Consider the following 1,637-nt stretch of genomic DNA (forward strand, 5'->3'; position numbering starts at 1 on the left):
GGATGTTTGCCGAAGGTTTCATAGTCATGGATAAAGTACGTTGGCTGTATTGATGTGTCGCTCATTGTCTTATTAATCGCTCTCATGCGTTATTTTGTCTATTACAACCAGTGTGTTATGTAAAAAATCCGTCTTTGTTTGTCTTACTTGGCACCACAAACCGTTAAGTTGCATTTGCTAGACCGATGCCATTTGCGTACATAATTGCTACCTATTCCAATTTACTGCGTGTACACCATACTATTACGGCCCACTGCGACACAAAGCTAAAGTTACTACTTGGAAAATATCAGAGTTCACGCCCGTTTCATCCCAACTTTCTTTTTTATTCGGCATGTCGCGCATATAGGCGAAATCATGAAGGTACCTGATAGGACCGTGATTGCAGGATGATATCATGTCAAGTAGACTTGACAGTGAACCATGTGTTCAAAAGGGGCAATACATGAAAAAAGACCATAGCATATCTGGAAAAATTAGCTTCTATGCCAGTGGTATAGATTCAGTTAGGGTTTCCCGTCCCTTAAATATATTGAATGCCATGGATCAACTTGAAAAGTATTTCTCGGAGATAAATAGTGAATTCTCTGCCCGCATAGAGTACGGACGCCAGCTTGTGGCTGATATCACCTCTTTACCTTCACCTGTCAGTGAAGAACTCCTTACTCTGATTGAGAATGATCAGGAGTCTTTGCGAGCTATGTATCAAGACATGGCTGATAACGCAGGTGGGGTTATGGGATGCTGCAAGCCGGGAGAAACGCTTTACGAAGAATTGTTACAGGCAATGGCTGTGACGAAAGGACTGTTTGACCAGCAAGAAGCACTACGTTGGGCAATCATGGAACACAACGCGGATGTTATGCCGAAAGGGAAAGCGACAAAACTATCTTCTGCTGAAGAGGTGGACGCTTTTTTTGCCTCTTTATGAACAGAATAATCAGGCATATAGATGCAACCACGTACACAACGTTTGTTCTTTCTGCCAAAAGATTGCCTGATGACATAAAGCAGCATTTAAAAGATGCTATTAAAGAACTTCTGACAAACCCACAGCCTAAGAGGTTGAGGTTAGAGAAGTTAAAAGGCAACAACCAGCCTCCTGTCTTTACCATCCATATCACAGCAAATCATAGCCACAAACTCAGTTTTGAGCTAAACGGAGATGTAGCTGTGCTACGCAGGGTCGGAACCCATAAAGCGATAGATCGCAGACCATAGCCTCATCGTGATTTTCCCCAGCAACAGGGGACACGCGACTCAGTGAGTCAACGCTCAACCAGAAATAATTCACATGACAACGTCCGTACCAACCAGCAAGAAGCCCCTGTAAACCTCGCGTAGTGTCATGTCCACATTACGTGGGTAAGATCAAAGCACGGGTTTCCTGATGTGCATCAATTCCTAAGGGGCAGGAATCCCTATGCATTCGCATCGTCATTCGTTACAATTTCGCACTTTAATGCGAATGATAATTAAATTCCTTCTAACACGCAGTGCCGTGCAAGAAGGTAATTAACAAGGAGACGATGATGCGGTTTTCCAGTGCGATTAAAACGACGCTGTTAGCTTCTTTGCTGGTGGTAGCAGGGTGCGATCAGTCAGAGAAGTCCTCTACGGCCAGTTCAACCATTAGC

Annotated in this window: 1 protein-coding gene; it reads left to right on the top strand. The window is 43.9% G+C overall.

Annotated elements, in window-relative coordinates:
• Positions 1-445: 445 nt before the first annotated feature.
• On the top strand, positions 446-931 hold the full coding sequence (locus J5224_RS27030; RefSeq protein ID WP_264628235.1) for a hypothetical protein: 486 nt from the start codon (positions 446-448) through the stop codon (positions 929-931).
• The last annotated feature ends 706 nt before the right edge of the window (positions 932-1,637 follow it).

Source organism: Candidatus Symbiopectobacterium sp. NZEC135 (assembly GCF_025962695.1).